The 25,137-nt window shown below is 65.4% G+C and carries 22 protein-coding genes; 18 read left to right on the forward strand and 4 right to left on the reverse strand.

The window, feature by feature from the left end; genetic code table 11:
- Positions 1 to 25 precede the first annotated feature (25 nt).
- Positions 26 to 427, reverse strand: a complete 402-nt coding sequence (locus ACL02S_RS22770) for a hypothetical protein (RefSeq protein WP_412804528.1) — start codon at positions 425 to 427, stop codon at positions 26 to 28.
- Between the two features lie 129 nt (positions 428 to 556).
- On the opposite strand from ACL02S_RS22770, the gene ACL02S_RS22775 reads away from it, so the two are divergent.
- The 3 genes from ACL02S_RS22775 (at position 557) to ACL02S_RS22785 (ending at position 2,931) form a co-directional block, all read left to right on the forward strand.
- Positions 557 to 1,261 (forward strand): hypothetical protein, encoded by a 705-nt coding sequence (locus ACL02S_RS22775; RefSeq protein ID WP_412804529.1) that lies wholly within the window; start codon positions 557 to 559, stop codon positions 1,259 to 1,261.
- Between the two features lie 186 nt (positions 1,262 to 1,447).
- Positions 1,448 to 2,410 carry a hypothetical protein gene (locus ACL02S_RS22780; protein WP_412804530.1) on the forward strand — a complete coding sequence of 321 codons (963 nt, stop codon included), beginning with the start codon at positions 1,448 to 1,450 and terminating at the stop codon, positions 2,408 to 2,410.
- A 173-nt stretch (positions 2,411 to 2,583) separates the two neighbouring features.
- On the forward strand, positions 2,584 to 2,931 hold the full coding sequence (locus ACL02S_RS22785; protein WP_412804531.1) for a hypothetical protein: 348 nt from the start codon (positions 2,584 to 2,586) through the stop codon (positions 2,929 to 2,931).
- A 974-nt stretch (positions 2,932 to 3,905) separates the two neighbouring features.
- Here the strand turns inward: ACL02S_RS22785 and ACL02S_RS22790 are convergent.
- Positions 3,906 to 4,082, reverse strand: coding sequence for a hypothetical protein (locus ACL02S_RS22790; protein WP_412804532.1), 177 nt, complete (start codon positions 4,080 to 4,082; stop codon positions 3,906 to 3,908).
- Between the two features lie 109 nt (positions 4,083 to 4,191).
- Here ACL02S_RS22790 and ACL02S_RS22795 point away from each other — a divergent pair, with 109 nt between their 5' ends.
- The 3 genes from ACL02S_RS22795 (at position 4,192) to ACL02S_RS22805 (ending at position 5,650) form a co-directional block, all read left to right on the forward strand.
- On the forward strand, positions 4,192 to 4,473 hold the full coding sequence (locus tag ACL02S_RS22795; RefSeq protein ID WP_412804533.1) for a hypothetical protein: 282 nt from the start codon (positions 4,192 to 4,194) through the stop codon (positions 4,471 to 4,473).
- Between the two features lie 55 nt (positions 4,474 to 4,528).
- Entirely contained in the window at positions 4,529 to 4,873 is a 345-nt protein-coding gene (locus tag ACL02S_RS22800) for a hypothetical protein (RefSeq protein ID WP_412804534.1), read from the forward strand.
- Between the two features lie 333 nt (positions 4,874 to 5,206).
- Positions 5,207 to 5,650, forward strand: coding sequence for a hypothetical protein (locus ACL02S_RS22805; RefSeq protein WP_412804535.1), 444 nt, complete (start codon positions 5,207 to 5,209; stop codon positions 5,648 to 5,650).
- A gap of 250 nt (positions 5,651 to 5,900) precedes the next feature.
- Here ACL02S_RS22805 and ACL02S_RS22810 read toward each other — a convergent pair whose 3' ends face one another.
- Complete coding sequence (locus ACL02S_RS22810; protein ID WP_412804536.1) at positions 5,901 to 6,230, reverse strand: PadR family transcriptional regulator; 330 nt, start codon at positions 6,228 to 6,230, stop codon at positions 5,901 to 5,903.
- Positions 6,231 to 6,311: 81 nt separating this feature from the next.
- On the opposite strand from ACL02S_RS22810, the gene ACL02S_RS22815 reads away from it, so the two are divergent.
- The 8 genes from ACL02S_RS22815 to ACL02S_RS22850 all read left to right on the forward strand — a co-directional run bounded on the left by ACL02S_RS22815 (position 6,312) and on the right by ACL02S_RS22850 (position 12,414).
- Positions 6,312 to 6,758: a hypothetical protein gene (locus ACL02S_RS22815; RefSeq protein WP_412804537.1), complete on the forward strand. Its 447-nt coding sequence runs from the start codon at positions 6,312 to 6,314 to the stop codon at positions 6,756 to 6,758.
- A gap of 203 nt (positions 6,759 to 6,961) precedes the next feature.
- Positions 6,962 to 7,387, forward strand: coding sequence for a hypothetical protein (locus ACL02S_RS22820; protein WP_412804538.1), 426 nt, complete (start codon positions 6,962 to 6,964; stop codon positions 7,385 to 7,387).
- Positions 7,384 to 7,836 carry a hypothetical protein gene (locus ACL02S_RS22825; protein ID WP_412804539.1) on the forward strand — a complete coding sequence of 151 codons (453 nt, stop codon included), beginning with the start codon at positions 7,384 to 7,386 and terminating at the stop codon, positions 7,834 to 7,836. Before ACL02S_RS22820 ends, ACL02S_RS22825 begins: the two co-directional genes overlap by 4 nt.
- A gap of 5 nt (positions 7,837 to 7,841) precedes the next feature.
- Positions 7,842 to 8,861: a hypothetical protein gene (locus tag ACL02S_RS22830; protein WP_412804540.1), complete on the forward strand. Its 1,020-nt coding sequence runs from the start codon at positions 7,842 to 7,844 to the stop codon at positions 8,859 to 8,861.
- Positions 8,854 to 10,116 carry an SNF2-related protein gene (locus ACL02S_RS22835; protein ID WP_412804541.1) on the forward strand — a complete coding sequence of 421 codons (1,263 nt, stop codon included), beginning with the start codon at positions 8,854 to 8,856 and terminating at the stop codon, positions 10,114 to 10,116. The genes ACL02S_RS22830 and ACL02S_RS22835 overlap by 8 nt, the downstream gene beginning before the upstream one ends.
- Before the next feature lie 23 nt (positions 10,117 to 10,139).
- Positions 10,140 to 11,453 carry a DUF3440 domain-containing protein gene (locus ACL02S_RS22840; protein ID WP_412804542.1) on the forward strand — a complete coding sequence of 438 codons (1,314 nt, stop codon included), beginning with the start codon at positions 10,140 to 10,142 and terminating at the stop codon, positions 11,451 to 11,453.
- Positions 11,450 to 11,974, forward strand: a complete 525-nt coding sequence (locus tag ACL02S_RS22845; protein WP_412804543.1) for an IbrB-like domain-containing protein — start codon at positions 11,450 to 11,452, stop codon at positions 11,972 to 11,974. Before ACL02S_RS22840 ends, ACL02S_RS22845 begins: the two co-directional genes overlap by 4 nt.
- A complete protein-coding gene (locus ACL02S_RS22850) occupies positions 11,971 to 12,414 on the forward strand; it encodes a hypothetical protein (RefSeq protein WP_412804544.1) in 444 nt (147 codons plus the stop codon). Before ACL02S_RS22845 ends, ACL02S_RS22850 begins: the two co-directional genes overlap by 4 nt.
- Positions 12,415 to 13,083: 669 nt before the next feature.
- Here the strand turns inward: ACL02S_RS22850 and ACL02S_RS22855 are convergent.
- Complete coding sequence (locus ACL02S_RS22855) at positions 13,084 to 14,481, reverse strand: NsdA family TPR-like regulatory protein (RefSeq protein ID WP_412804545.1); 1,398 nt, start codon at positions 14,479 to 14,481, stop codon at positions 13,084 to 13,086.
- Positions 14,482 to 14,678: 197 nt separating this feature from the next.
- Here ACL02S_RS22855 and ACL02S_RS22860 point away from each other — a divergent pair, with 197 nt between their 5' ends.
- The 4 genes from ACL02S_RS22860 (at position 14,679) to guaB (ending at position 25,113) form a co-directional block, all read left to right on the forward strand.
- Entirely contained in the window at positions 14,679 to 15,644 is a 966-nt protein-coding gene (locus ACL02S_RS22860) for a TauD/TfdA dioxygenase family protein (RefSeq protein ID WP_412804546.1), read from the forward strand.
- Positions 15,641 to 16,306, forward strand: coding sequence for a DUF6875 domain-containing protein (locus ACL02S_RS22865; protein WP_412804547.1), 666 nt, complete (start codon positions 15,641 to 15,643; stop codon positions 16,304 to 16,306). Before ACL02S_RS22860 ends, ACL02S_RS22865 begins: the two co-directional genes overlap by 4 nt.
- Positions 16,303 to 23,403, forward strand: a complete 7,101-nt coding sequence (locus ACL02S_RS22870) for a non-ribosomal peptide synthetase (RefSeq protein ID WP_412804548.1) — start codon at positions 16,303 to 16,305, stop codon at positions 23,401 to 23,403. The genes ACL02S_RS22865 and ACL02S_RS22870 overlap by 4 nt, the downstream gene beginning before the upstream one ends.
- 201 nt (positions 23,404 to 23,604) lie before the next feature.
- The gene (guaB, locus tag ACL02S_RS22875; protein WP_412804549.1) at positions 23,605 to 25,113 is read left to right on the forward strand and encodes an IMP dehydrogenase; all 1,509 of its coding nucleotides are present in this window, start codon (positions 23,605 to 23,607) and stop codon (positions 25,111 to 25,113) included.
- Positions 25,114 to 25,137: the final 24 nt, after the last annotated feature.

Raw genomic sequence — 25,137 nt, forward strand, 5'->3', positions numbered from 1 at the left:
CGGTCGCGGGCGGGTCGAACTGGAGCTAGATGTCCAGACGCCAGCCGCTGGCTCCAGCTAAGTCCAGACGGAGAGCCCCAGTGGTCGTGGTGGCGGTGTCGGCGAAGGGCCACTGTGCCCTCGGCGCGCTCACAGCGAAGTCAGGGTACTGCGGCGAAGGGCCGCCCATGGTGGCGTCCTGGACATGTTCGGGCGTGTGACTGGTGGCTGATGCCGGGGCCGCGAGGACCGCCACCCGGTGCACGGTGTCGCGGTCGGTGGTCAGTACGAACAGCGACAACACACCCATGCCCACTGCGGCCAGCAGGCACAGTCCCATCAGCGCGCGGGACGATATCCGCCCGACTATCCGCAACGGTGCCAACGTGTGGTAGGCGAGGTGGCGACCGATGTGCGGGTGGCGTCGAGAGGTGTTGGAGTGATTCATAATTCCTCCGGCGATAAATACGGGACGCAAGTTGTAAAGCTACTATACCACGATGGTATAGTAGCTTTACAACCATTTCCTCGCAACACCAAAACCATCCGCACCCGACCCGAGAAAGGACTCCCCAGAATGCCCGACCTCACTGATGACAGCGATGCACGGATCACCGGGATCCACTACGCCACCGAAGCCGCCACCGAAATCGAGGACCGGCTGCGCACAATCCCGGGCTTACTCGCCGCCGCGGAGACCTACGCTTCGGCGGTGCGCCGCGAAGTTGGCGAACTGCTGGACACAGCCCGCCAAATCGGCGCGGACCGTGCACACTTCGACCGGCGTCCGACGCCACCGTCAGGACGAGACGTGTCCACCCCCTCAGTGCGTCGCGCAGCCGAACTGACTGGTCTGACGCGCCCTACCCTGCTGAACTGGCGTGAAACCTACCTCACCCACGCCGACACCGACGACGTCACCGAGTGGAGCACCCAGCGCCTGGCCGCAGCACACCTACGCGACCTGGACGCCGGGCTGCTACATGTGCCGTTCCTCGAAGACGGCAACGCCGTCAGCCGTGAGCTTCTGCGCCGATACCCGAGACTGGACGGCGTCCTGCTCGCGGCCCGCATCCTCGCTGACTACCACCTCACCTGGAACCAGAAACAACACCCAGAGCAAGCCAACAACGTGCTCGAGGCCCTCCAAATCTCCGAACCAGCACTCGAGACCGCGAGCGCGCACCTACACCAGCACTACATCGACTGGATCACCGATATGGCCAAACCACTCTGGCCACCCACCGATCCCGCAATCCGCGCACTCCTACCCGAAAACTGACCAACCCTAAAAACCACCAAGCTGAGGGTCGGGGCTACTGCACAGTCAGCTGACAACGTCCATTCCGCATCACTTGCGCACGCCCCCGGTATGACTCACCCAGCCACGACCACGACCACACACCTAGCCTCTACCCCGAAAACGCTGAACATCATGCCCCCAAGCCTCTGAGTCCGAGGACAGTCCATGACGCCCAACGCCACGATCCGCACGCTATTGGCCCAGCACACCGACCTGCTAGCCCGTAACCAACTGACCGACTTCGCGCGCGCGATCACCGATCCCGCGACCCCGGACCGCAGCAACTACGACCTCACCCACCGCGTGTCCGACCTACACGAACACGTCAGCGCACGCGCCGCGTACCTGATGGGCGCCAACCCCGACATCATCGAAGGCATCGCCCGCACGAGAGATATCGTCGATGCAGACTGTCGAATTATCGGAACGATCGACCTCGTCGATCCCGATGTCGACGCATTGATATACCTGGCAGACAACCTCACCTTGGCCGCAACCGACCAACCCGTCTCTCCGCCGCCGCCGAACCCACGGGTAAGGATGTACGCACCACCAACACCCGACTGGGCGCAGAACTATCCATCGTGGCTGCCATGGACCGACCACCAGCCGACACTGATCGATCCCGCGACCGTGGACGGTGGCCGAGCGGCCCTGCTCTGCGCACTCACCGACACACCGACCCCGAACGCGGCGCTGATCTGTCTGCGCGCTGCAGGCGCCTCACCCGCTGAGACCCTCCACAGCGGGTTCCGGTTCTGTCACCGATCGGGCCGATGGGAAAACGAGATCCGAGTCGCCGGCACCTTGGAAGGCCGACTCGAGATCCGCCGCTACGACTACGCCTCCGGCCGAGGCGGGGTCCTCCACCGGTTCGACAACATTCCCGCCAACCAACTACGTCACCACATCGCCGACATCCTCAACATCTACATCGACCCCACCGCCACTGCCGCAGCAGACCAAACAGGAATCGACTCCACCCCACCTCACCCTGCGATACTCGCCGCCCACCAACCACACGCGGCCGTCAGCGTGGACACATCCGTACCCGGCGAAGAACTCACTGCCGCCACACCATCAACCCCACTCGGGAATCCGGTCGCCGACCTCGGCCCAACCTCCTAACCAACAAACGAACCCGGCACCGAAACCACGCCGATGATCGCTGTTATCGGCCGATTCGAACCGCAATGGGCTGTTCCCGCGGCATTCATGGCAACGGTGTCGGGTATTTCCAGGTCATAGCGCGGTATCGATTGCGGGTCCGTACCGGACATAGAGCACGATAGCCTGTGCTTATGTGGGAGCCGATTTTCCTCGAGGCGTTGAACCAGCGCATCCACGACAAGCTCGCTCACCATCGTCTCGACCGGACGGAGCTGGCCATCCGGTCCGGTCTCGGGGCCGAACTGCTCGATCAGATCCTCAACGGCGACCGCAAGTTCAGCATCGCCGAGCTCGACTGCATCGCCTACGTCATCGACACCACCGGGATCGAGTTGATGAAGACCACCGCTGCAACAGCATTCCCCAGCATGAACCCCGAAGTGATCTTCTTCAGCAAACCCGGCCAGTGCTCACCTGAATCGATGTATCCGTCCTTGACCTTCCTGCCCGGCCCTGCGCGCCCAAACCCCGACCACTGAACCAGGACAAACCCAAACGAGAGGATTCCAGGTTCAGAGCCCGTGAGGGCCTGCTGGTGGTCGTGGCAGACGATCTGTAAGGCCAAGGCGACAGGATTTTCCTGGGGATCGACCGGCAGGCGTGAGGGGTGTGGGTCGAGGACTGCGCCGAAGAGGTGTTGCTCGACCTCGATGGCGCCGCTGATGCCAGCCGAATCGCAGCACCGCAGCGATCGGACTGCGATCCGCAATAGTGCGCCTTCCCCGGCTCGCCGTCACAGGCGTGAGGAACGGTGTCCGAACCGAAGACCGCTATCCGTCTTACCTGCTTCCCAACCGAATTCACCTGCGCTACACGCGTTTCGAGCAAGGAAACAAGCTCTTCGCCCGGGTCCGGATCGCGAACCATGCGCATAGCCGCCGCGCCCGGGCCCGGCGTCGGAAGCTCACGGAGCTGCGCTCTTTGCGGCCGGTCGACTGCCTCGCGCAGGTGTTCCGACCACAACTCGCCCGGGTGGTCGAGCTGGCTGGCACGCACAACAGCAACATCGTAGACCGCCGGCGCGGTCGAGATCTCCGGGTCAGCGGTGAAGACACCCGAATCTGCTCGTTGGATCACTGGAGTATCTCCCCTGCATAGCATCTCGCTCCACCTTGCCGCTCAGTCTCTCGGTCGACCCCAAGATGCTGCCGCGCCTGGACGAGTTGGAGTCCGATCGACATCACCGCCTGACCCGGCGACCGCACGCTGCTCGGCGTTCCCTGGCAGCGCAAGTCAGGCCGATGTCAGCACTCACCAAGGCCGCCGAGAGCAGCCAGCCATGGCACCGACGATGGCAGTGCACGACGAGCCGTACTGTCGGCTGTTCATCGGGTCTCGGGCGCGGCCATGTTCGATCTCTCCTCCGGCCGGGGTGGGTTCGCCTTCAGAGTCGCTCAAGCGACCGACATGTTCCCGCTCAGTATGCCCGGGGCGGCGCGCCCGGCCGGAGTCGTCAGAGGTCGAACCGGACGGAGAGCACCATCTTGATGAAGTCGAGCATCTCAGAGGTGACCGTCCCTCCGTAGGTCCCAGCCTCCAGCACAGAGCGCACGCAGGGGATGAAGCGGTGCACCGCGAGCACGCGGCCCTCGTCCCAGCCCACAGAGAAGATCCGCAGGTCTTGCGGCATCGAGCGACCGTAGCCTAGCCAGTGCGGTGGGCATGTCGGGCGCGCCGATCCCGATGGAGATCCCGGCATCGGGCCGGTACAGTTCGTCGCCGGTCTCGGCGGCGTTGAGGTGCCAGCCGAGAACATCACCGGATCCGTGGAGCTGGTCGGCGAGTTCGCTCTGGACTGGCTGTCCGCCGAAGAACGCCGCGCTACCCGCGACGCCCTCAGCCCCGCCGCGCTCACCGAACTCCTGCAACCACTTCAGCGCCGCCGAATCATCGCCTGGCGCAATGCCAACCATGGCTTGAACCGCATGTCCCGACGGCTCCCGGACCTGCCGCTGCCCGATCCTTGGTCAACACCGGCGGCGCACGACTGCGAACACTGGTACGGCTATTGGCTTCACTAGCCCGCCAACCAACCCAGGACCGGCAGGGACCTGGGCCCCGGATGGCCACAGCACGTTGGCACTGCGTGGGCGTCCCCCACTCACGCTCGACGAGAAGACCTGGACCACGCAACGAAACCACCTGCCCGTCCAGGCCCGCGCCGATCTGGAACAGCTGCACCGGATGGCCACCGGCTTGCCCGGCCCCACCGACATCGAGGCGAACCAGCCATCATCCGGCTTCCGGCGCCATATCTACGTCCGTCCCGAGGATCTCGACCAGCAGACCCGGAACAGTTCCGCGTCCAACACGACCCCCATCCCGGCCACGACCGAGGAAGCGCGTACCCCGAAATCCGTCTTTACCAGCCGAAACAACACGTCCCACCCCAGCAGAAGGCGGCGCTCGCCGACTGCGTAGCATCGACGTCCGGGCCCGTGCACGGTCCGGACTCCGAGCCGCACCGATCCCCACGTGATCACCCGGCATCGAGGACAAGACGGCCATAGTCGCAAGTGCCACAACACCTTTCCCCAACCTGGGGCCGATCTACCCGGCTGGCCGGGACGACTTCGCGGGGTGACGTGGGCACCCCGCCGGAGGAGATCCGGATGAGTAGTCACCGCGTTCGCGCCGACATCGCCGCTTACCGCGCCCTGCACCCCGACGCCAACTACACCCGCGCACTCAATGCCGTCCGCGCCGGATGGCGACGCCCCGACCCCGACCCACACCAGACCCAGGACCCCGACGATGCCGGCGGGGTCCTGGCCATGCTCGACCACGCCCACCACCACCATGACGCCCGCCGTGCTGGTCTTGACCCGCTCCCATCGCGCAGTCACCGCGATCAGCGTTGCTGGTTCCCTACTCACCGAGCACTGCGTTCCGGCTCCGGAGCACCACCCACCCATCGTCGACCACGCCGATCAGCTCAACGCCCAACTCATGCTCGTGATCGGCGACTACCTGCGCCTGCGGCACTCGATCACCGGCGACCGGCCGGCCGATCCGATGCTGTACTGGGTAGGCCCGAATCTCGACATCGCCGAGCACTTGCAGCTGCAGCTGCACTGTGACCGGGTCGCCCGCGACGACACTGCCCAGTTCGACCAGCGCCGCGCCGCAGCCCACACAGCCAATTTCGCGTCGTTCGTCGGGATGCAACTCGGCGGACCAATGCACTGGCTGCGGTAACACCACATCCTCGGTCAGCCCGATACACCCGGTAGCGTCAACCTGGATCTTCACACACCGAACGTGCTGCCGCGGACAGAACAGATGAAACATCTCCTGAACCGACAGGCATCTGCGGTTGCCGGGCACCAGGGCACGGCTCGCTGCCCGGCAACCTCTACCGAAATCTCCCGCCAAGGTCCGGCTCGGCCGTACCGCATCCAGGCGTCGATCCAACCGGGCGAAGTCCGGCCGCCCGGACCCGACCACGTCACCTCAGACTTTCCTCCTCGGACGCGCTGAACAGCGTTTCGAACCGTCGATCGGTACGTGCTTTCGTCAGCACCTCGGTCAACTCGCTGCGCCCCTCGTCGGTGAGGGTGTAGTAGCGGCGCAGCGGTCGATCGCCATCGGAATCGGCGACCGGTTCGTCGGCGGCCTCAAGCCATCCGGCTGCGGTCATGCGGCCGAGGATCGGGTGCAGCACACCGGAAGCCAGTCCGGTCTGACGTCGCAGGGCGTACCCGTAGTGCTGTGCGGCGGGTGCGTCCATCAATGTGAGCGCCACCCGCACCATCGAAAACGTCATCCGCATCGCCATAGGTTGTACTCTACCTAGCTAGGTAGTAATCTACCTACATCCCCGCTCCCACTAGCCACCCCCATGAGGAAGGCGGTCACTATGAAGTCCACGACAGGTGGCGCCGTCCGAGCCTGGGCCCGACTGTGTCGCTGCCTGGCCTACTTCTACGCCCACGCCGATGGCGATGCCTACCGCCTCCCACCGCGGCCGACGCCGATCCCCCTCGATGCTGCCGACCTTCCCGCTATCGACTGCCCCCGCTGTGGCGGTCTCCCGGTCTCGGGCACCGAAGAGCCGCGTCTCCTGATCACCGCATCGCGCCGCTTCACCCTCGTCTGCGGGGACTGTAAAACGACCTACGTCGAGACCGAGCCACGGCCGATCACTTTCCTGCCCGAGGACTACGACCAGTGCCCCCGCTGCGATCGTCCACCGACGACGGGCACCGTCGCCTTCCGCGGCACCGGCTTCGACGAGCTCATCGTGCACCGGTACCACTGCGCGCCCTGCAATCACTCCTATATCCGCACCACCGACGGCGGCTGAGCGAAGACCCAGACCGCACGAGAAGCCGAAAATCCCCTATCTCAACAGCAGGAGGTCGATCAAATGGCCTGGTACGCAGTAGAACATGGGTACGGCGCCACTCGACGAGCAGCCACTCCGCGCGAAACCGATCGCAGCAGGCGTACGGCATCCGCTTCCGAGTTCACCGACCAGGTGGCCCCCCGGCCGGGGCGGTGGTCGCGATGAGTAGGCATCACATCGTGCACGCATGCGGCCACGAACGTGAGCATCACCTCTTCGGCAACCGTTCACACCGCACCAGCAAAGAAAAGTGGCTCGCAGAGCAGGACTGCTGGGATTGTGACCGCGCAGAGCAGAATACGGCCTCGGCTGCACGCGCTGTCGAGGCCGACCTTCCCGCATTCACCAGCGGCAGCGATAAGCAGATCGCGTGGGCGGTCACGATCCGGGACCAGATCTTGACCGACGTCGATCACCGCTTCAGTGATACCGGCCCTCTTCGGGAGCGGGTGCGGGCGATCCTGCTGCGCGAGACGCGCGCCAAACGCTGGATCGATTTGCGAAACGACGGCGCTACCGGGGTGTTGGTGAGTTTGTGCGCGCCCGGTGAGTACCGCGATCTCTACGCCTCGGAGGACTGCTCGTGACCGACCCCCTGCCTGTGATGGAAGGCGGTACCGACCGTCAGATCGATGCGGCGATCGGCATTCGCCGGACCGCGATCGACCTCGTGACGCGTCGTGGCCACGGATCGCGGCCCTGCGGTACCCCGGGTTGGTCGGCGCACGATTCGTGGACGCCAGTTTTCGAATTGGTGGCCGAGGCCTATCGCGGGATCGTGGTGAGCCGTTGGTGGCTCGACCACGCTGACACCGTGCACGGATTCCACCCCTTCGGCTGGGTGCTGCTGGCGATGGCCGAGCAGAGCGGTGTGCCTGCCATCCGGGGGCTGTGGCAGTCAACGCTGCAGCTGGCCTATCCCGACATCGTGTGGCCCGGGCACTGGGTCCACGACATTTTCGTGCCGACCGGCCGCTGGCCTGAGCTTTTCGACCGACCCCTGCCCGAGGTCTTGGGCGAGACCGAGCCGGAGTAGTGAGGGTGGGTCTGCTCGACGCCTTCGGCGCCCGTCACCTCACCTCCGATCCTGAGGTGTGGCGCCCCGATGCGGTCAACACCTTCGATGTGGCGGCCGCGGAAACGAGTCGCGACGGGGAGAAGGTGTGGATCCGGTTGCACCGGTCCCGGTGGGAAGGCTGCGTCGTGTCGGTGTGGGCCGACTGGGTCGGCATCCACGACGAGGTGGCCACGGTCAGGATCCCTCCCGGTACCCGGCAGCGCTGCGAGGTCACCGACGGCCGCTACAGCGAGTGGATCACCGCCGAGGAGCTCTGGCGCGACCGCCGCCATCCCACCCCCGAATCCGGCCCGTGCTGGCAAGTCCCCGCGGTGTGGCAGCCCGGGCGCCACAACATTGTCATCGTCGCCGCCGACGACGTGTCCGCCAATCCGTCCGGGAAGTCCCAGCGGATCGTGCTGCGGTGCTCGCGCTGGGAGGGCCTGCACCTCGATGTCCCGAATTTCCGGGTCGCCGCGGTGGGTGAACACGAACGGCGGATCACCCTGGACCGCACCCAGTCCCACATCACCCTGCGCGGTGGCAAGGCACCGGTCGTGGTCACCGCGCAGGAGCTGTTCACCGACCGCGCGCACCCGCTGCCCGAACCGGGACCGTGCCTCGCAGTCGAGCAGACCGAATGGCTGCGACTGCCGATCCAGGCATGCCACCTGCGCCGGGTCACCACCCAGTACGGGGCACGCCGAGTGCTACGGTTTCCCCGCTTCGCCGACTGCTGGCCCCAGGCCCGGGTCTGGCTGCCGCGCGGGTTCGTCGAGGAGCGCGAGGGCGTGTCGACCCTGCGCCTGCCCGCCGACCACACCGTGCGCGTGCACACCGTCGACGACGCGGTTGTGGAGCTTCCCGCGCCGGAATTCGTCGGCATGGTCCGGCCTTGGGCTTACATCACGCCGACCCCGACCAGGGGTGTGGAAACCGTCGATCCCGATCCGGTGGCGCCGGTGACCGAGGTGGTGATTCCCTATGACCTCCTCGATGACTGACGCACCGCTGACCGGTGCCCAGGAAGCGGCGTTCGCGCAGTTCGCTCGCCTGCGGGTCGGGGCGCTGTTCATGGAGCAGGGGATGGGCAAGACGCGGCTGGCGCTGCATCTGATCGCCCACCGCGCCGCGAAGCTGGACGCGGTGCTGTGGGTCGCGCCGTGCTCGGTCACCGCGACGATCGAAGCCGAGATCGCGCTGTGGGGTTCACCGGTGCCGGTGCGTGTGCTCGGCTACGAGACCCTGTCGCAGTCCGGGCGGACCTGGCTGGAAGTCCTGGAATGGGTGCAGCGGCCCCGTCTGCTGGTGGTGGCAGACGAGTCGATCTTCATCAAGAACTTGAAGTCCAAACGGACTACACGCATGTATGAGCTGCGCAAACACGCCGACTACGCCCTCGTACTCAACGGCACACCATTGACGCGGGATCTGTGGGACATCAAGAGGCAGATGGACTTCCTGTCACCGAAGATCATCGCCACCGACGACCGTGCCTACCGGAAACGCTATTTCCGGGAATGCCGGGTGGTCGACCAATGGGGTAGTGAGCGGATCTGGTACGAGTCGTCCACGATCAACGTCAAGCATCTGCGTTCGCTGATCGCACCATATGTTTTCGAGGCACGCCTGGAGTTGGGGGTCACCCAACTCGACGCGCACACCGTGCATCCGTCCTCGGAAAAGACCCGCACCGAATACGAGCAGACCCGCGATGAGTTCCTGCAGGCATGGAACGACAGCCAGGGCTCGGAAATCGTGCTCTACCAGCTATTTTCCCACCTGACACGGATCGCGGCGAACGACCCTGTCAAATGCGCGAGCATCGCCGCGGCCGTGGCCGGCCAACATTGTCTGGTGTTCTGCAACTATCTGCACGAACAACGCCTCATCGCTGATGCCCTGGGCCAGGCGCATCTGCTGGTCAACGGCGAGCACAGCCCCGCCGACCGCGACATCCTGTTCCAGCGGTCCCGTACCGAGCGGGTACCGCTGCTGCTGACCTACGGTGTCGGAGCTTTCGGGCTCAACCTCCAGCACATCTCCCGCGCCCACTTCGCCTCGCCGACCTTCGACTACGGACGCACCACCCAGGCCGCCTCACGAATCCGGCGGATCGGGCAGACCAGCGACATCATCTACTCCACGCACCACCTGTCCGAGCACGGCATCGACCGGATGATCCTGAAGAATCAACAACGCAAGGATTGGCTCGCGCAGCTGATGCGGCGCAGTATCGACCCCAACGACCAACTCTGATCTGAGAAAGGAGCACCACACTCGTGAAAACTGTGTGGGACGCCACGCAGGAACGCCTGGCCACCATCTTCGGCGAGTTCGAGCATCTCGTAGTGGCGTTTTCCGGCGGCAAGGACTCCGCAGTGATGCTGCACGCCGTCATCGACTACGCACGCGTGCACCACCCCGGCCGCCGGATCACCGTCCTGCACATCGACTACGAAGCCCAGTACAGCGCCACCACCGACTACGTCACGCAAGTCATGACCTCCGATCTCGATGTCATCGACCCGGTGTGGATCTGCCTGCCGATCGCCGCGGGCTGCTCGGTCACCATGACCACCGACCACTGGCTGCCCTGGGCCGAGGAGGACCGCGACCTGTGGGTGCGGGACCTTCCCGATCATCCCGGCGTCATCCACGAGGGCAACATCCCAGCCGGGTTCCCAGCGTACCGGGGCGTGCGTGACTACACCTTCCAGTCCCAGGTGACGCGCTGGCTGCACCAGCGTGCCCGTGCGGAGCGGACCGCGGTCCTGGTCGGGATCCGTGAGCAGGAGTCCCTGCACCGGTGGGCCGCGATCAACCGCGCCGACAAGCTTGACGACTCCATGTACCAGGGACTGCGGTGGACTTCACGCATCTACACCGGCGTCTGGAACGCCTACCCGATCCACGACTGGCTGACCGAGGATATTTGGGTGGCCAACGCACGCTTCGGCTGGTCCTACAACCGACTCTACGACCTGATGCACCTCGCCGGTGTCCCACTGCATGCGATGCGGGTCTCCTCCCCGTTTCATCAGCAGGCCATCGAGAGCTTGAAAATGTTCCGGGTCATCGAGCCCGAGCTGTGGGTCAAACTGGTCGGCCGGGTCAACGGGGTTAATTTCACCGCGATCTACGCCGGGACCTCGGCCATGGGCGCCGGGAAAGTGACGCTGCCACCGGGGCATACGTGGAAGAGCTACCGTGACTTCCTGCTCACGACCCTGCCCGAGGACATCCGTGCACGCTACGAAGCGAAATTCGCCACCTCCGAAACGTACTGGACCCGGGGTGCTGCGCTCCCGGTGCAGCACGTGCACGAACTGCGTGACGCCGGAACCCCCGGCGTGGAGTACCTCGGCCCACCCACCGACGCCCGCAAACGCTCCCAGCCTGCCGAGATGGTCAAGTTCGCTGAGTACCCCGACGATCTGCCCATCAGCGCCACCGCCCTGGCCCCCACCTACAAACGCCAGGTCATCACCATCCTGCGCAACGACGTGAGCTGCAAGACCATGGGATTCGGGCCGACGAAACTCGAAACCGAACGCCGCAAAGCCGCCATCGCGAAATACAAGGAGATCCTGTGACCACCACCGCCACCACACCGTTCCGGTCCCCGGTCTACGGCGTGCGCCCGATCCCCCTGGACAAGCTCCGCGCCAACGCCTACAACCCGAATTCCGTCGCCCCACCCGAATTCAAGCTTCTGGAGCTGTCGATCTGGGAGGACGGCTACACCCAGCCGGTGGTCTGCTGCCACATCCCCGAGGACGACACCTACGAGATCGTCGACGGCTACCACCGCTACCTGGTAATGACGACCAGCAAACGGATCCGTGACCGTGAAAAGGGCCTGATCCCGGTCGTACTCATCGAGGGCGACATCTCCCACCGGATGGCCTCGACCATCCGGCACAACCGCGCCCGCGGCGTTCACGGCGTCGAGTTGATGACCGCGATCGTCCAAGACCTCGTCGACGCCGGCATGGGCGATGCCTGGATCATGCGTCACATCGGCATGGACGCTGATGAACTGCTGCGACTCAAACAACTCACCGGTCTGGCCGCATTGTTCGGCGACCGCGACTTCTCCGAGGCACCCGAATGACACCCACCGGCCAGAAAGAGGCTGTGAACAGCGACTACACCTTCACCGCCCTCACCAACACCGACCCTGAGTTCTACCCAACCCTAGGCCCTTACCTCGCCAACCGGGCAGTCACCAAGCAACTCGGAGACACCCCCCACGACGATCCCGGAAAGACCTGGATCGTCGCGCACCACCACAACACCGTCGCCGGATTCATCGTCCACTTCGTCAAGCGGGACGGCACCGTGCACACCGAATCCTGCTACGTCGCACCCGATCACGACGACCTACGCCCGCAACTTGTCCAAGCCGTCATCGACGCCGTCGATGAGGACACGACCATCACCGCCGTCGCACACGAAGAGTATGTCTACCACTACACCGACCTAGGGTTCATCGAAATTCCCAGCCGGTACAAGAACTTCCGGAAACTCAGTCGCCCACCAACCCGCCAATAGGGTCCGTGTCCATCGAGGCCCCAGTGCCCCGCAGGTCAGCTGGACACATCACTCAAGTCGATGGCAGGCAACCGAGTCGAGAGACATCACTCCAGTCGGACATGGGCTGCGGCAAGCCAAGACAACACGTCCCATGCCATGCGATCCTCGGTATCCTGCGCTCGTCGTGATGTCCACACGCCACCCCGTATAGCGGAATCCCCATCAAGTCGACCCACACCCCTCGGCGATGCTGAACTTGCGGTTGCCGTTGAGGATCTGATCGAGCAGTTCGGTTCGGTCCCGTGACCGGACCGGATGGCCAGCTCCGTCCGGTCGAGACGCTGGTGAGCGAGCTTGTCGTGGATGCGCTGGTTCAACGCCTCGAGGAAAATCGGCTCCCACATAAGCACAGGCTATCGTGCTCTATGTCCGGTACGGACCCGCAATCGATACCGCGCTATGACCTGGAAATACCCGACACCGTTGCCATGAATGTCGCGGGAACAGCCCATTCCGGTTCGAATCGGCTAATAGCAGCGATCATCGGCGTGCTTTCGGTTCGACGCCGTCTTTGACCGCCAGGAGTTGACCAGCACTGGACTCCTTGGGCAGGGTTGCCGCATTGGTTGAAGGGGTGTCGATCGTCTCGGGTGCCCTCCGGAGCAGCGAATCCAGCGCCGAAGCTGGTCACGCTAATTGCGGGGATGGTTGCCGGGTGGCCGACGATCGCAGTAATTGGACATGCTCGGCGAGTTGGCGAACTGCGGGCCGACGGCTGTGAGGAGCCAGATCACGCAGGAGGGTGTTCAAGTGCTCGACGCAGCGGTTCGAGCTGACATCGTCGGTGAGGATGCTGACAGCCTGGTCGGCGAGGGCTAGGGCCTGGTCAAGATCGGGGTCGGCCTGGCGCACATAGGTGGTGGCGAGCAGGGTGTAGCGCAGGGCGCCTTCGCGGGCAGCGCTCGAGTCTTGCAGGCGTAGCGCTTGGCGGAAGTGTCGGCGGGCGGCGGAGTGATCGCTGAGTTTCAGAAAGCAGAATCCAGCTTGGCCATGCGCGTGTCCGGGGTTGAGCCAGTAGCTCCAGTCCGGTGCGGTGGTGTTTGGGGAATCGAGATTGCTGAATGCGTCGTCGATGGCACGGCGGCATCGGTCGGCCGATCCGTTGGTGGCGTAGGCTTCCGCCGCACGCAACGCCAGGATGGCTGAGACCCGCGGGCTGGCACCGCGATACCCAGCCCTGGCTGATTCGGCGATAGTGACAGCTTCGTGTGGTTGCTTGATGTCTTTTGCCTGGCAGCTCATGAACCCGAGGGTGTTGGCGGCCAGGGCTCGGTCGCCCGCGGTGTGGGCGGCGCGTAATGCGGCTAGCCAATAGCGCTGGGCACGGGCGTGCTGTCCGCCGTCGAAGGCTAGCCAGCCGGCCAATCGCAGCAATTCTCCGGCGTTGCTGAACAGTCGGCGACCCACGGCGTCGGTGTAGCTGCTGTTGTCTATCAGCTGCACGACCTGACGCAGGTGCGCACGGACCATGAGCAGCACCGTGTCACCGCCGCCTCCATCATCGAGCCTGCGAAGGCTGGCGGTCATGAGGTCGAGTTCGTCGACGGTACCGACGCTGACTTGGCGGGACTTGCCCAAGCGGGTGAGGTGGGGGGCAGGGTCGGCCAGAAGCCATTGGTGGGCGGGGGCGCTCATCGCGGCCCCCATCATGGTAAGGAATATCCTCCGGTCCATAGGGTCAGCCTCCGTTACTGCCCGCATTGCGCGCGCGGCCCCTTCGGCTGTCCACGGTAGTTGCAGTCCACTGTCGGCGGGTAGTAACGGCTGCTGCTCGTTTTGGCCGCTGGGTGGCCACCCCAGCGCTGACGGGCTGATCGGTCGTGCGAGCTCGGCGCTGAGAAGTGCGGAGATCAGCTCCGGCCATGGTGGGCGCGGGCGTTCGCCGCGCAGCCATTTGTACGGCGTCTTCTCGTGGACATGTGCGCGACATCCCTGGAGCGCGGCGTGCTCGTTGAGCTTGCGGGCCAAGGTTTCTGCGCGCCATCCCAGCTCTTTGAGCGATGTCGCCAGAAGGGAGTTGTTCACCTCACCTGGCCTCCTGATCGCGAGCTATCGGCGGTGTGATGCGCCGACTCTAGCGCTGAACGCCGATGTTTGGCACCAAACGCACCGAAACGCACCAAGCGCACCACTGCCGTGGCCGAGGTATTCGCGGTGTGCTCGAACTGCTTGGTCATAGCACCACAGCGCGAGCTGCTCGCGCTGTCGATTCGGAGGATCCCATGAGCAAGAAAGTCCATCAGCGCATCAGTGTGACTCGGGTAGCCGGGCATATCGGTGCCGACATCGAGGGTGTCGATCTGTCGGCACCCCTCGACCGCGAGACCATCGCCGAGATCCGCGATGCGCTGCTGTCGCACAAAGTGGTGTTCTTCCGCGATCAGGAGATCGGTCACGCCGAACAGATCGCATTCGGCCGCCGTTTCGGTGAGCTGACCTTGCGCCCTCGCCCGCAGAGCGGCGGTGACCTGGACGAGTTCCCGGAGATCTGCACCATTTCCCCGACCGTCGATCTCGAGCGGTACGGCCGCGATATCGAGGCTCATTTCCGCAGCCGCTGGACCTCGGCGATCGGCGGCTGGCACACCGACATGACGCACGCGGTGAACCCTCCGATGGCCTCGATCCTGCGCGCGGAGACCGCACCGGCATTCGGAGGCGATACCCAGTGGACGAACTTGGTGGCGGCCTACGAGGGTCTGTCGGTGCCGTTGCGGCGGCTGGTCGACGGATTGCAGGCCGAGCACAGCTTCTGGGCGGGCTATCAGATGGCTGAGCACGATGAGGTGGACCGCCCGATTTTGGAGATGGTCAATGCGCGGGCCATGGTCTCGGTGCACCCGGTCGTTCGGGTGCACCCGGAGACCGATGAGAAGGCGTTGTTTGTGTCCCCGTCGCGGACCAGCCATATCCTCGGGATGAGCAGGGTGGAGAGTCGGCGGTTGCTGGATTTGCTGTACGAGCAGATCACCCGGCCCGAGTACACTGTCCGATTCCGTTGGGCGCCAGGCAGTGTCGCTTTCTGGGACAACCGTTGTACCGCGCACATCGGCGTCGCTGATGTGAACGCCGCCGACGGGTCACGGATCCTGCATCGGGTCACTCTGGTCGGCGACATCCCCGTCGGCCCCGACGGGTTCACCTCTTATGGAGTGACCGGGCGATCGTTCGGGAGCGCCGACCGATGAGCCTTGTCGACAGCCCTCCGTTCATCTCCGGCTCGCTGACCGATATCGCGAGCGCGGACAAGCACTTCGAGCGGTTCCCGCACTACGAGGCGGTGCTGGGATGGATCACCGACTTCGTACTCGCCCCGGACCCTCGGCTGGCGCGGCCCGGTGCGGTATGTCCGCGGCTGGCCTCCTCGATCGACCGCAACCAGGTCTGGCTGGTCACCATCTCCACGACCAGTGCCACGGTGGTCGAGTCAGTCCAGACAGCCTGGATCCTCGCGGACCTGTTCGGCGAGCTGTTCACCACCGACGACGATTTCCGGCGCGGAACGCTGCTGGCGGTCTTTCCGGACCTCGACCCAGCCTCCGCTGCGGCGTTCATCGACGACGGCCATGCGCGCATTCGCTCGGACTTCGTGCGGCGCGGGCTGATGCTCGGTGAGTTCCATCCAGCCAGTTCGGTTGGCAGTGTGCATAATCCGGCGTTTCCGGTGATGCAGTCGCCGGTGCCGATGTTCGCGGTGCGCGCGCTGACTTCTCACGACATCTTGTTCCTGGACCGGCCGGGCCCACACCGACAGCGGTTGCTCGGCTGGTGGCTTGACCATGTCGCCGGCCGCGCCTCGGCTGCCGCTGTCGACCACGTCCAGCGAACACTTACCGCGATGGGACGATGACCATGGACATCTCGCTCAACAACTACCCGAACTTGGGCGCCGCCTTCGCTGCTTCGGCGCAACGCCATGGCGATCGGATCGCGGTCGTGTGCGGAACCGAGTCGTGGACCTATGGCGAGTTCGCCGAACTGGCCGCCACTGTCTCCCGCGGATTGACCGCACTGGCGGGCCGTGATCGTGACCAGGGGATGGTTGCGGTGCTGCTGGATCGGTCCATGGAATTCGCCGCGACTCTGATCGCCACGGTCACGGCGGGCATGACCTATGTACCGATCGACCCGCAGGCTCCGCAGCGCTATATCGCCGACTTGCTCGATCAGATCCGCCCGGCGGTGGTCGTGACCACTGGCCAGCGGATCCCGAACTCTGCGGACTGCGCCCACTGGGTGACAGTTCCGCAGTTGTCCGAAGCGGCGAGCACGCAAGCCTCGACCGTGCCGAGTGTGAAGGATCCGGCCTATGTGATCTTCACGTCCGGTTCGACTGGGAACCCCAAAGGTGTTGTTCTGTCGCATCAGTCGATGCTGAACTCGACGCAGGCGCGGATGCTGGCCTACGGTCGGCCCGAGCGGATCCCGCTGCTGCACTCACCTGGATTCGATGTCGCTTCCGGCGTGGTGTTCTACGCGCTGCTGTGTGGCGGCACACTGGTGGTGAACTCGTCGCCGATGGCCGATGTCGCGGCCACGGTGGATCTGGTCCGACGTGAGCGGATCACGCATCTGGTGTACGCCGCCTCGCTGTATCCGGCGTTTCTGGAAAGAGTTTCGGCCGATCCGCCCATGGCGTTGACAGCGGTGATGATCGGCAGTGAACGCTGGAGCGAGGTTCTTATCGACCGCCATGCCCGGGTTCTGAGCCATGCCTCGCTGTACAACGAGTACGGGCCGACCGAGGCGTGCGTCTGGGCGAGCTACGCGCAGGTGTACTGCGCCGACACCGGTAGCCGGTTCCCGCTGACGATCGGTGAACCGCTGCTGAACACCGGGTACCACCTGCTCGACGCCGACGGCACCGTCCTCGAGCCTTCGCCCGGCCTGGTCGGTGAACTGGCCATCACCGGCCCCAACATCGCGATCGGCTACCTGGCTCGTCCCGAGCTCACCGCTGACCGGTTCATCGAATTGCCCGACGGCACACCGGCCTACCGCACCGGCGATCTCGTTGAATACACCGAACCCGGCCGGTACGTGTTCCGTGGTCGGGGCGATCGCCAGGTCAAGATCGGCGGGAACCGGGTCGAACTCGGGCACATCGAAACCGTGTTGATGACCCATCCCGGCGTGGAACAGGCCCATGTGTGCGTCCGCCAGGATCTGGGCGCCGATACCGCCTTGGTGGGCTACCTGGTGCCGACCCGAGAGGGTGCGGTCACGATCGAGGCCGCCCGCGCGCATGTGGTCGCGCGGCTGCCGCGGTACATGATCCCCACGGCCTGGGTCAGCGTGGCGGCGCTGCCGCGCACCGTCAACGGCAAGATCGATGAGCGGGCTCTCCCGCAACCGGGATCTCCGGCGCCGGTGGCAGGACCCGCCTGTGTGGATCCGGTCGAACAGGCCCTGGTCGAGATGTTGGCCGACGCCGTTGGCGTCCCGCAGATCCCGGTCACAGCTGAACTGGGCGAGCTCGGGCTCGGATCGCTAGCGCATGTGCGACTGTCCGCGGCGATAAGCCGCCGGTTCGATGTCGAGATCCCGATGAGCGTGCTGTTCGCCGCGAGCGACATTCGCCAGATCGCCGCGCATGTGCGAGAGGCGGTCCCGACCGGACGGCCCGCGCTGGTGGTCACCGACCGCGACCGCGACACCGCGCCGCTGAGTGCTCAGCAGCGTCAGATCTGGATCTTGCATCACCTGGCGCCGAACGCGCTGGCCTACACCACCCAGTGCACCCTGGAGCTGACCGGGGAAGTCGACGTGGCGGCCCTGGAGCGGGCGTTGACTCGTGTTGTCGCTCGCCACGAGATCATGGCGACCACTTTCCACGAGGGGCCGCACGGTCCGGTGCAGCGTATCCACGCTCCGTGGACAGTGCGGGTCGAGCAGGTGGACCTCACCGATCTGGATGCGCAGGCTCAGCGCGAGGCGCTGGAGCAGCGCAAGCGTTCGGCGATGAGCACCGGATTCGATATCGCGGCGTTGCCGCTGGTGCGGTGGCAGCTGTATCGGCTCGCATCCCGGCGTTGGCAGTTGTTCCAGGTAGAGCACCACATGGTGCACGACGGCTGGTCTGCGACGCTGCTGCTGGCAGAGATCCGTGACGCCTACGCCGCCGAGCTGGGCATGCAGCCGTATCCGCATCCGCCGTTGCCGGTGCAGTACCGCGACTACGCCCGCTGGCATCAGCTGTGGCGCACCAGCGAGCATTACCAGCAGCAACTGCGGTACTGGTCGGCCATCCTCGACGGGTGTCCGCCGGTGGGCGTCAGTTTCGAGCCGGACCGTCCGCGCCCGCCGAGGCAGACCTTCACTGGCGGCTGCGTACGGCTGGGTCTGACAGCCCAGACGCTCTCGGCGATCGACGCGGCGTGCGCGCGCCATGGCGTGACCAGATTCGCGGTGTTCTTGTCGGCGTTCGCGCTGTTGGTGTGGCGTCACACCAACGAGACGGACATGGTGATCGGGTCCGCGCTGGCCAACCGCCGTCAGCCCGGAACCGCGCCGCTGTTGGGCATGTTCGTCAACGCGCTGCCGCTGCGGCTGCGTGTCGACGACTCGGCCACCGTGGGCACGGTCGTCGACGAGACCATGCGGATCCTGCTGGGCGCGCAGGATCATCAGGAATTTCCGCTCGTCGACCTGGTCGAGAACTTGGCGTTGCCGCGCGATCCGGCCCGCAACGCGTTGTTCTCGCTGATGTTCGCCTTCCACGACAGCCCGCGGCCCCGCTTCGATCTGCCGGGCCTGCGCGGTGAGCTGCGCATCGACCACAACGGCTCGGCGAAGAACGATGTCAACGTTGTGTGCGTCCCCCAGCCGGCCGAGAGCGGCGGCGGGATCGAGATCCTGTGGGAGTACAACAGCGACCTGTTCGACCAGGCCACAGCCCAATCCCATGCCGGGCAGTTCGCGCATATCGTCGCCGCGCTCGCCGACCACTGGGACATCCCGGTCACCGACCTGGACCTGCTCGGGCCCGCGATGACGCGCCGTCTCCTGGCCGCCGGCACCGGGCCGGACTCCCCACCGGCGTTCGAGACGGTGCCCGCCGGCATCGAGGCCAGCATCGCCCGCATCCCGGAAGCCGTCGCCGTGATTCACCGCTCGCGCACACTGACCTACCGCGAGCTGGACCGGCTCACGATCGAGTTCGAGAATCTCCTCGACCAGCTCGGGCTCGGCACCAGGGCGACGGTCGCGATCGGCTACGGCAAGTCCCCGGAACTGCTCGCCGCTTGGTTGGCGGTGCTGCGCCGCGGCGGCACCTATCTCACCGTCGACCCGACCCAGCCGCAGAAGCGGCTGTTGACGGTGCTCACCAGCAGCCACGCCGCCGCGGTGCTGTGCGCGCCTGAGTCCATCACGGCGTTCGGCGGCTGTGGTGTGCCGGTGATCGGCCTGGATCCCGACCGGATCGATGCTGTCGAGATCGTGCCGCCACGCCCTGCGCTGTACCCCGATGAGGCGGCCTACCTGACCTTCACCTCGGGATCGACGGGGACACCGAAAGCTGTTGTGGCCACTCATGCCAACGCGGTCGCCGCGATCCACGCGCGCACCGTCGAGTTCGGGTGGACCCCGCCACGGACTTTGATCACCCTGCCGCCGATCTTCGACGTCGCCGCCTCGATGGCGTGGTGGACGCTGTGGCTCGGCGGGACCGTGGTCCTGCCCGACAGCAATGCCAGCGAAGCCGATCCCGACGCGATCCGCACACTGATCGACGCCCACTCGGTCACCCACGTCAATTTCGTGGCCTCGTTCTACGCGGCGATGCTGTCGAGCATTCAAACCCCTTGGCCGAGTTCACTTCACGTAGTCGCGGTAGGTGGTGAGATCTGCACGGGCGAGATGGTGCGCCAGCACGCGAAGCTGCTGGCCGATACCGCGTTGTACAACGAGTACGGCCCGACGGAGGCGACCGTGTGGTGCTCAGCCGCGCGCGTGCATCCACCGACCCCTCCCGCTGACAGTGAGCGAGTCACGATCGGCGGCCCGATCGCGAATTCCGCGATGTTCGTGCTGGATCCGCGCGGGCAACTCGCACCGATCGGCGCCCGCGGCGAGCTGGTCATCGCCGGAGCGGGCGTCGCCGCAGGCTATCTCGATCGGCCCGAGCTGACCAGCCGCCGCTTCGTACCGTTGAGCATCACCTCGATGAAGGGCAGACGGGCGTATCGGACCGGCGATACTGCCCGGGTGCGCCCCAGCGGGGACTTCGAATTCCTCGGCCGCGACGACGATCAGGTCAAGATCCGCGGATTCCGCATCGACACCGGCGAGGTCACCGCCTGCCTGGCCGCCCACCCCGTCGCCCGCGAGGTATTCGTGACCACACAGCTGACCCCCGACGGCGACCCCCAACTGGTGGCGTTTGTCGCTGCACCCGGGTGCGGCCCGGGCCTGGCGGCGGACCTACGCGATTGGGCCGGTGATCTGCTGCCCGGCTATATGGTGCCGTCGGTGGTCGTGATTCTGGACGACCTGCCTCTCACCGCTGTCGGAAAGCCCGACCGCGACCGGATGCCGTTCCCTGCCGTGACGGCCCAGGGGCCGCAGCAGTTCGGTGTCGTGGACGGCTCGATCATCGATCGACTGTTGCGGGTGTGGCGAGCGCTGCTGGGCCGCGCCGACATCGGTGTGGACGATGACTTCTTCGCTAGCGGAGGGGACTCCCTGCAAGCGATCCAGGCCGCCGCCCGGGCGCGAGCCCTCGGCGTGGACATCAGCGTCGCTGATCTTCTCGCGGCGCCGAGCGTGCGTGCTCTGGACCGGTTGATCGCAAGCCGTCCGGACAGCGGCGTCGCTGTGGTGATGCAACGCCGCCCAGGCGGCACCGCTGTTGCCCTGACACCGATCCAGGAATGGTTCTTCGCCCAACAGTTCACCGACCCCGACCACTTCCATCAGGCACGGCTGTTCGAGATCGCAGGCGATTGCGAACCAGCCACACTGCGGGCAGCGCTGGCGTGGGTGATCGGCCGTCACGACGCATTTCGCACCCGGTTCACCCGCCGCGGTGACACATGGACCGCCGTTCTCGACGAGAAGCCGACCACACGTGTGCTCACAGAGCGCACGTTGCCTGACGACCCTCGCCCGCTGACCGAGCGGCTGGACACCAGCCTGCGCGACCTGCACCGGCCCATCAACATCGCCAGCGGCCGGACTGCGGTCTTCGCGTTCGTGCACGATATCGCCAGTGCCCGTTGGTGGCTGTATCTGATTGCCCACCACCTGATCGTCGACGCAGTGTCCTGGCAGATTCTCACCGACGACATCGAACACGCTTACCGGATACTGCGAGAGGGCCGAGCTCTCCCCGATGGTGCGGCACCGGGCATGCCGACCCAGGCCGTGATCGAAACCGGACCCGATGGGCACTGGGAAACCCTGGTCAAGGCATCGAAGCCGGTCATTTTCGGTGGCGGCACCGCCGGGCCGCCCGCGCAAGCTGGACACCGGATTCAGGTGAGCCGCCGCCTGTCGTACCGGGCCGCGATGTACCTGCGTCACGACGTCCGCCGATTGCACGACATCAGCGCCCAAGCCGTTTTGCTCGCGGCACTGCACCGCACGCTCGCCCCACACAGCGACCGCCCGGACCTTTACGTGTGGCTGGAGGGGCACGGCCGAACCAACTCTGGCACAAGCAATCTCGACAACGTGGTCGGCTGGCTGACCTGTCTCTACCCGATCCTGTTCACCGATCCAGACACCCATCACGCACACCTGGCCGACACCGCGATCACCATCGATCGACAACTCGCCACCGTCCCCGATGCGGGAACCGGCTTCGGCCGGGCGCGCTACCTGCATGCCGACTCGTCCCTCGGGCGACAGTTGAGCACACTGGCGCCACCTCAGATCACGTTCAACTACCTCGGCGGATACCAGCAGCCCCTCAACGATCACGTTCTGCGGCCGGGTGCCGTTCCCGAAGAGGCGGCGATCGGTGCCGCCAACGTGCTCCCGACACCGATCGATGTGACCGTCGCCCCCAACATGGACGGCTCGCTCACCTGCCGCTTCTCCGTCGATCCGGGGCTACTCACCACCAGTGAGACGGCGCAGGCCGCCGACCGGTTCGCCGCTCAGATAGAAACCGCCGCCCGCACGGTTCCTCTCACCACCGCCCCGATCACCCACCCCACGCGCACGGTGTTCATGATCCACCCGATCGGCGGACTGATCGACTGGTACACGCCCCTGGCGCGTGCTCTCGGGCCCGACTGGGAGTGCTACGGCCTGCCGCACGACCACACCTGCACGAACACGACAATGAACGCGTTGGCCCGCCAGTATCTGTCCCAGATCCGCGCAGCGAAACCCAGCGGCCCGTTCACCCTGGTCGGCTGGTGCATGGGCGGGCCGCTGGCCTACGAGATCGCCCGCCAAGCACACGACGACGGAGACGGCGACCGCATCGAGGACATCATCGTGATCGACCCGCCGCGCGCCGAACAGCCATCAGACGCTGACAACGCCCTGATCGCGCATGTGCAGTTCGCAGTCCCGCACCAGAGCAGGCCCGCCATCATCGAGGCACTCGCTGCCACCACACACCTCCCGCTCCCGGACCGCGCGGCAACTCTCATCGATATCCTCGGCCCCGCTGGTCCTGGCACTCGCGACTACCCGTTGCTGGGCCAGATGCGGATGCGCTTGAGCTGCCACGCGGCCATGTCCGCGTGGCAACCCCGCGGACAGATACCCCATATAAGGCTGTACCTGCCCGAAATAGTCACGCCAGGCACCGAGAACGCAGCCGAAACGTGGTGCGCCCTGAGCGTCAGCGTGACTGTTACCACGGTCCCCGGAAACCACGAGAGCATCCTCACCGCCGGTGAACTCCACCACGCTGTTGCAACCCACTCGATGCCGTCGACGGCCGATGGAGCAGTCGCCGACGGCCTGACACCCTCCCCCGCCCGCTGATCATGAGCCTGTTCGCGAGCCCGGCTGATGAAGATCTGACAACCCGGCCGATGGAGCAGCACAGGCCGGTCTTGACGATGGGGCGACAGCACGAACGGCTCAGCTTGCCCGCTAGACTCGCCCCACCGTCGTGCACTTTCGCCATCGGTTTCCCCCTTCGCTTGTCCTAGACTCATATCCGTTGAGGAGCTGGTCATCCTTATGAACACCCGTGTTGAAGTAGAGCTGTCCGATCTGCCGATCGGTCTGACATTCGATGATGTGCTGCTCGTCCCGGCAGCCTCGGATGTGATCCCGAGCGGGGTCGACACCACAACCCGTGTCTCCCGTAACGTCGCGCTGCATGTGCCGATCGTCTCGGCGGCGATGGATACTGTCACCGAGGCCCGCATGGCTATCGCGATGGCCCGCCACGGAGGGATCGGTGTACTACACCGCAATCTGCCCGTGGATGCCCAAGCCGGACAGGTCGAGATCGTGAAGCGCTCCGAGTCGGGAATGGTCTCCGATCCCGTCACCTGCACACCGGAGGCAACCTTGCAGGACGTCGACGACCTGTGTGCCCGATTCCGGATCTCGGGTGTCCCTGTGGTCGATGGAACTGGACTGCTCGTAGGGATCATCACCAACCGCGACATGCGGTTCGAACGCGATATGACCCGGCCCGTCTCCGCGGTCATGACCACCGAGCGACTGATCACAGCCGGCGTCGGAGTGACACCGGACGAAGCCCTGAACATCATGCGCGCCAACAAGGTTGAGAAACTTCCGATCGTAGATACCACCGGAAAGCTGGTCGGCCTGCGCACGGTCAAGGATTTCGTGAAATCCGAAAACTATCCCCTGGCCGTACGTGACGACCAGGGCCGCCTGCTGGTCGGTGCGGCGATCGGCGTGGGTGAGGATGGCTACACCCGGGCCATGGCGTTAGCGGACGCGGAGATCGACGTGATCATGGTCGACACCGCACACGGCCATCACCGCGACGTCCTCGATATGGTCGCCCGAATCAAGAAGGATCTCGGCAACAAGGTTGACGTCGTCGGCGGTAACGTCGCCACCCGCGCAGGAGCACAAGCTCTGGTCGATGCCGGTGCCGACGGCGTCAAAGTGGGTGTCGGCCCCGGCTCGATCTGCACTACCCGTGTCGTGGCCGGTGTCGGAGTTCCGCAGATCACCGCAATAGCCGAGGCGTATGCCGCGTGTGGCCCTGCGGGTGTCCCGGTCATCGCCGACGGCGGGATCCAGTACTCCGGAGACATAACAAAAGCCATCGCAGCAGGGGCCAGTTCGGTGATGTTGGGTAGCCTGCTCGCGGGTACGACCGAGTCCACCGGTGACATCGTGCTGGTCGGCAGCAAGCAGTACAAGGTGTACCGAGGCATGGGTTCACTGGCCGCCATGCGTGGCCGTGGTGCGGGCAGCAAGTCCTACTCAAAGGACCGCTACTTCCAGGACGACGTGCTCTCCGAGGAGCAACTCGTCCCCCAAGGCATCGAGGGCCGCACACCGTTCCGTGGCCCCCTGGAGGATGTCCTGCACCAGCTTGTGGGTGGCCTCCGCGCCGGGATGGGATTCGCTGGCACCTGCACAATCCCGGAGTTGCAGCAAGCACAACTGATGCGGATCACGGCGGCAGGGATGCGCGAAAGCCACCCGCACGACGTCGCCATCACCACCGACGCCCCCAATTACGCCTCGAGGGCATAGTCCACAACGCCGAGGATCTGCTGG

It is taken from the genome of Nocardia spongicola (genome assembly GCF_047200775.1).
Classification (GTDB): domain Bacteria; phylum Actinomycetota; class Actinomycetes; order Mycobacteriales; family Mycobacteriaceae; genus Nocardia.